This window comes from Micromonospora sp. AMSO12t, from assembly GCF_008806585.1.
Taxonomy (GTDB): Bacteria; Actinomycetota; Actinomycetes; order Mycobacteriales; family Micromonosporaceae; genus Micromonospora; species Micromonospora reichwaldensis.
In genome coordinates this window covers 1-6104 of the sequence record NZ_WAAS01000335.1, presented here as the reverse complement: position 1 = coordinate 6104, position 6104 = coordinate 1, and the positions used below count along the sequence as shown (strand labels likewise).

The window sequence follows — 6104 nt, the reverse complement described above, 5'->3', positions numbered from 1 at the left end:
GTGGGGGTGGCGGGCACGCAGGTCGGACCGACCACTCCTGTGAGGTGATGGACATGCGTGAGGACGACGTGCGACAGGACGCCGCCCGGCGGGCCGAGGAGCGGATCGCCGGTGGCGTGTACGGCGAGGGCGTTCTCGACGAGGTGACCGTGCCCCCTACCGACGTGCAGCGGGTCATCCAGGACGAGGACCCGGACGACCCGGCGCACGTTCCGGTCGACCCGGAGGTGCTGCGCGACGGCGGACCGACCCGGGGGCAGGGCGCCGTGACCACGACCGGCGGCACCGCCGGCCCGGCCAGCGTGCGCCGGGTGGCACGCCAGCCGGAGCGGCACCCGGGCAAGGTGGCCCCGACCACCACGGGCGACGCCACCACCGGCGGCCTGAGCACCCCGGCGGGCGGCTCCACCAGCGACCAGTCCGGCACCGCCAGCCAGGTCGGCGACTTCACCCCGGAGTGACCCGCCGACCAGGTCGCAGGGAGCCGGCGGGCGCAACGGGGCCGGCGGGCGCAACGGGGCCGGCGGGTCAGGCGGGGCGGAGGATGCCCAGGCGTTGGGTGGCGCGGGTGAGGGCGACGTAGAGGTCGCTGCGACCCCGGGGCGACTCCGCCACGATGCGGTCGGGGTCGACCAGGAGGACCGAGTCGAATTCGAGGCCCTTGGCCTGGCCGACGGTGAGCACCACCACGCGGCTCTCCAGCTCCGGGTCCTCGCCGATGGCCGCCTCGGGCAGGGCGGCGGTGAGCGCGGCGCCCAGCTCGTCGACCCGACCGGCCGGCACGATCACCCCGAGCCGGCCGTCGTCCAGTCCGGCGGCCTCCCCGGTGGTGGCGGCGACCAGCTCCGCCGCCAGGCGTTCCGGTGCCACCGCGCGGTCCCACGGCGGGACACCGCTGGAGCGTACGGAGCGGGGTGGGCGCAGTGCAGGGTCGATCTCGGTGAGCACGTCGGCGGCGACCGCCATGATCTCGGCCGGGGTGCGGTAGCTGACCGTCAGCTCCTCCAGCCGCCAGCGCTGCGCCACGTACGGCTCCAGCGCGTCGGCCCAGGACGGGGTGCCGGACAGCGCGCCGGTCTGCGCCACGTCGCCGACGATGGTCATCGAGCGGCTCGGGCAGCGGCGCATCAGCAGCCGCCAGGCCATGGGCGAGAGCTCCTGTGCCTCGTCGACGATCACGTGCCCGAACGCCCAGCCCCGGTCGGCCGCGGCCCGCTGGGCGGTGGTCAGCCGGTCCGCCTCCTCCTGCCGCTCCAGCAGCCGGTCGGCGTCGATCAGGTCGGTGACGCCGAGGATCTCACCGCCGTCGGCCTCGTCCTCCACGTCGATGGAGCGGGAGCCCCGGGCGATCTCCAGCACGCCCTCGGCGTACTCCCGTTGCAGGGCCCGGATCCGCTCCCGGCGGGCGGCGGCGGCCCGCTCGTCCTCGCCGAGCAGCTCGGCCGCCTCGTCGAGCAGCGGGACGTCGGCCGGCGTCCAGCCGCCCGGCTCGCGGTGCAGCATGGCCCGCTCGGCCTCGGTGAGCATGGGCGCGGCGACGGCGATCCGGTCGGGGGAGGCGTACAGGTCGGCGAGCAGGCGCTGCGGGGTGAGCACCGGCCAGAGCTGGTCCAGCACGGCCCGCACCTCGGGCTCGTCGCGCAGCTCGCGCCGGATCTCCGCCACGTCTGCCTCGTCGAGCAGGTTCTCCCCGCCCAGCGGGTCCGCGCCGATGCGCTCGGCGACCTGGGCCGCCAGGGCGTGGACGATCTCGACGTCGAAGAGCGCCCGGGCCAGGTTGTGGGGCCGCTCGGAGCGGCGGACCCGCTCCCGGGCGGCGCGGACGGTCTCCGGGTCGAGTAGCAGCACCTCCTGCTGCGGCAGCTCGATCTCCAGCGGCTCGTCGGGCACCCACTGCCGGTCCCGTACGGCGGCGGCCAGCACCTCGACCAGCACCGCGCGGCCCTTGAGCGCGGCGGTCGCGGCGGGCTCGGCCCGACGGGCGCTGACCCCCGGGAAGAGGTCGCCCTGCGTCCGCAGGAGCACGCCCGTCTCGGCCAGCGCCGGGAGCACCTGGGAGATGTAGCGCAGGAACGTGGCGTTCGGGCCGACCATGAGCACGCCCCGGGTGGAGAGCTGCTCGCGGTGGGTGTAGAGCAGGTACGCCGCGCGGTGCAGCGCGACGGCGGTCTTGCCGGTGCCGGGGCCACCCTGCACGACCAGTACGCCCGGCAGGTCGGCGCGGATGATCCGGTCCTGCTCGCCCTGGATGGTCTCGACGATGTCGCGCATCCGGCCGGTGCGCCCGGCGTTGAGCGCGGCGAGCAGCGACGCCTCGCCGGTCAGCTCCTCGTGCGCGGTGGGGGAGGCGGTCTCCAGGTCCAGCACCTCGTCGTTGAGGGCGATCACCTTGCGTTCCCGGGTGCGCAGGTGCCGGCGGCGGCGCACTCCCTGGGAGTTGGCCGCGGTGGCGAGATAGAAGGCGCGGGCCGCCGGGGCACGCCAGTCCATCAGCAGCGGGTCGTAGTCGCCGCCGGTGTCGAAGATGCCGATCCGGCCGATGTAGTGCGGGCCGCCGTCGTCGGTGTCGAGCCGGCCGAAGCAGAGGCCGCTCTCGACGGCGGAGAGCTGCTCGACCTGGTCGGCGTACATCCGCACCGCGCTGTCGCGCTGGGAGCGGGCCTGGAGGGTGCCGCCGGTCGCCCGCAGCTCCTCGGTCAGCCGTCGGGACGCCTGCTCGCGCAGCTCGTCCAGCCGGCGGTAGAGCATCGAGACGTATTCCTGTTCGCGGCCGATTTCGTCATCGGACTGCAATTCGGCGGAATCGGCGGAATGCCTTGACAAGCCGTCTCCCATTTGGTTAGCATCTCTCTCGGAACGGCTTTCGATGGCCGTTCTTTTTGTTGCCTGAACTGAGAAAGATACCGTGCGCCGGCCGTCGCGACCAAGCGCGCCGGGCCACGCCACAGGCCGCCCCGGAGAGACAGCGGGGGCCCGCCGCGTGGCGGGCCCCCGGACTGCCGGTCCTCAGCCCCTGGCGACCTCGTAGAGCCGCTCCGGCGTCACCGCTCCGGCGATGAGCCGGCCGTCGTCGGTGAGCAGCGCGCTGAACAGCTTCCCGGTCAGCAGCCGGCCGCTGCCCCAGTCGCCGCTGACCTTCGGCAGCTTGCCGAGCAGCGCCGCCGGGTCGCCGGTCGACCCGTCCCCGGCGGGGGCGGTCCCGGCCCGGTCGGCGGGCGTGCCGGCACCGTCGAGCCGCGCGACCACCACCGTGGCCCAGCTCTCGCCGACGGTACGCACGTCCGGCCGCTCGCCGTGCGCCGGTCGCTTCCCGGGCGCGTCGGCGGGCTTGTTCCCGGCGGTCTCCTCGGTCACCTTCACCCCGGGCGGCGGGTTGAAGGTGAACTGCTCGGCGTCCGGCCGGGCGTACGACACCTGGGTGAAGGCCATCTCGAAGGCCGGCTTGTCGCTGCCGTCGGCGAAGACCTCGAAGCGCAGCGGCACGTGCTGGCGCGCGTCGATGGCGATGCGCACCTGGTGCACCAGCGAGGCGGCGTCGCGCGGGGCGAGCACCAGCTCGTACGCGTCCCGGCCGGCGACCGTGGCGGACCGGCCGACGCTCACCTCGGTGCTCGGGCTGATCGCCGCCAGGGCCCGGTCGGCCGCCTCCCCGGGGGTGACCGGCAACTCCGGGCTCCCGGTCCCGCCGGCGCCCTCGGGGAGCGTGCGGTGGGTGGCGGTGTTGGACCGGCTGTTCCAGGCCCACACGTCGCGGCCGTTGCGGATGACGTCCCGCTCGCCGAGCGTGTCCACGAGGGCGATGCGCTGCCGGTCGGGCCCGGAGTGCCAGACCCGCAGCGTGTGCGTGCCGGTCAGCAGGCCGTCCGGGCCGTCGCCGGCGACCAGGCCGGCCAGCGGCGGCAGGCCCAGGTCGGCGCGCTGCACGACCGTGCCGGAGAGCCCCTCCAGCCGGGAGGTCTGCAGGTCGACCAGGAGTTGGGCGGCGGTACGCGGCGGCAGGCTCGGCTCGGCCTGGGCGGCGAACGTGCCGAGCGCGGCGCCGCCGCCGATGACGGTCACGACGGCGGTCACCGGGACCAGCCAGCGTAGGACGGGACGGCTCTTCAGGACGGACATGTGACACCTCCTGCCGGACATCCTGCCTCCCCGACGCTGTGAGGGCGCTGAGGACGACCGTACGACCGCCCGCACGGGTGGCACCCTTGACCCCGTGCGGTTGCTGGTGGTGGAGGACGAGTCGCGGCTGGCGTCCGCCCTGCAACGGGGTCTGCAGGCCGAGGGGTTCGCGGTGGACGTGGCGGCGACCGGCCCGGCGGGGCTCGACGCGGCCCGGCACGGTGGGTACGACGCGATGATCCTCGACGTGATGCTGCCCGGCCTCTCCGGCTACGAGCTGGTGCGCCGGTTGCGCGCCGAGGAGCACTGGCTCCCGGTGCTCATGCTCTCGGCGAAGGACGGCGAGTACGACCAGGCCGACGGGCTGGACTGCGGGGCCGACGACTACCTCACCAAGCCCTTCTCGTACGTCGTGCTGCTGGCCCGGCTGCGGGCCCTGTTGCGTCGCGGCGCCCCCGAACGCCCCACGGTCCTCGCGGTCGGCGACCTCCGGCTCGATCCGGCCCGGCGGCGGGTGACCCGGGCCGACGCCGAGGTCGCGCTGACCAGCCGCGAGTTCGCGCTGCTCGACTACCTGATGCGCCGCCCCGGCGAGGTGGTCTCCAAGACGGAGCTGCTCGACCACGTCTGGGACGCCAGCGTCGAGACGGCGCCCAACGCCGTCGAGGTCTACGTGGGATACCTGCGGCGCAAGATCGGCCGGGAGCGTCTGGAGACGGTCCGGGGCGCCGGCTACCGGCTCGCCCAGTGACGCGGGGGGCGCGCGGGCGCCTGCGTGCCGCGCTCGGGCTGCGCGGGCGGCTGATGGTGGTCGGGGTGCTCGGGGTGTCGGGGGGACTGGCCGTCGGAGGGCTCGTCCTGCTCGCCGTGCTGGGCTGGGCCCTGCAACGCGCCGTGGACACCGAGGCGTTCCAGACCGCCGACGCGGTCGCGCTGCTCGCCGCCGAGGAGGTCCTGCCCGATCCGCTGCCGGTGGCCGGCGGACAGGTCCGGGTGCAGGTGATCGACGCCGAGGGCAGGGTGCGGGCCGCCTCGATCGACGCCGACCGGTTGGTGCCGATGGTGTCGCCGGAACGGATCGACACCGGCGCGCGGCAGCGGCTGACGGTGTCGGGGGAGCGGGTCGGCCTGGCCGGGCCGGTGCGGGTGGTGACCGTACCGGCGGGCACCGCCGCCGACCCGCGCACCGTCCTGGTGGCCCGGTCGCTGGCGGACGTACGGCACAGCGCGCACGTCGTACGGACCATCCTGCTGGTGAGTTTCCCGCTGCTGGTGGCGGTGCTGGCCGCCGTGGCCTGGCGGGTGGTCGGCGCGACCCTGCGCCCGGTGGAGGCGCTGCGCCGGGGCGCCGAGGAGATCACCGGGCGGGACGGGGGCGGGCGGCTGCCCGTACCGGCGTCGCAGGACGAGATCCACCGGCTGGCGGTCACGCTCAACGGGATGCTGGGCCGGCTGGAGTCCGCCCGGGACCGGCAGCGGGCGTTCGTCGCCGACGCCGCCCACGAGCTGCGCAGCCCGCTGACGAACATCCGTACCGAGCTGGAGGTCGCCCGGCGGCTCGCCGACCGGACGGACTGGACGGAGGTGTCGGCGAACCTGCTCGCCGACACCGAGCGGCTCGGTCGGCTCGTCGACGACCTGCTCCTGCTGGCCCGGCTCGACGAGCGGCCGACGGCACGGGCCACCGGGCCGGTCGAGTTGGGGGCCCTGCTGGCGGCGGTGGCCGCCCGGTATCCGTCGCCGCCGGTGCGCCTCGACGCGCCGGCGATGCCGCTGTGGACCGAGGGCGACCCCGACGAGTTGCGCCGGATCCTCACCAACCTGGTCGACAACGCGGTCCGGCACGCCCACGGCGAGGTGGTGCTGACCGCCGGCCCGGGCGTCGACGAGGCGGGCGGCGCCGGCGGGACGGCCGGTCGGGGAGCGGTGGACGGCGGGCTGCCCAGCCGGGGAGCGCCGGACGGCTGGACGGCCGGCCGGGGAGCGGT

General features: G+C 75.5%; 5 protein-coding genes. 3 read left to right on the top strand and 2 right to left on the bottom strand.

Features of this window, described 5'->3' with window-relative positions:
• Positions 1-53 precede the first annotated feature (53 nt).
• The gene (locus tag F6X68_RS29615) at positions 54-461 is read left to right on the top strand and encodes a hypothetical protein (protein ID WP_151457334.1); all 408 of its coding nucleotides are present in this window, start codon (positions 54-56) and stop codon (positions 459-461) included.
• A 67-nt stretch (positions 462-528) separates the two neighbouring features.
• Here the strand turns inward: F6X68_RS29615 and F6X68_RS29610 are convergent, their stop codons facing one another.
• Entirely contained in the window at positions 529-2835 is a 2307-nt protein-coding gene (locus F6X68_RS29610) for an ATP-binding domain-containing protein (RefSeq protein ID WP_151457333.1), read from the bottom strand.
• Between the two features lie 171 nt (positions 2836-3006).
• Complete coding sequence (locus F6X68_RS29605; RefSeq protein WP_151457332.1) at positions 3007-4116, bottom strand: sigma-E factor regulatory protein RseB domain-containing protein; 1110 nt, start codon at positions 4114-4116, stop codon at positions 3007-3009.
• Between the two features lie 94 nt (positions 4117-4210).
• Here F6X68_RS29605 and F6X68_RS29600 point away from each other — a divergent pair, with 94 nt between their 5' ends.
• Both F6X68_RS29600 and F6X68_RS29595 read left to right on the top strand, forming a co-directional pair.
• The gene (locus F6X68_RS29600; RefSeq protein WP_151457331.1) at positions 4211-4867 is read left to right on the top strand and encodes a response regulator transcription factor; all 657 of its coding nucleotides are present in this window, start codon (positions 4211-4213) and stop codon (positions 4865-4867) included.
• 53 nt (positions 4868-4920) lie between these two features.
• Positions 4921-6104, top strand: a 1184-nt coding sequence (locus F6X68_RS29595) for a histidine kinase dimerization/phospho-acceptor domain-containing protein (RefSeq protein WP_151457335.1), incomplete at its 3' end; no start/stop codon positions are given.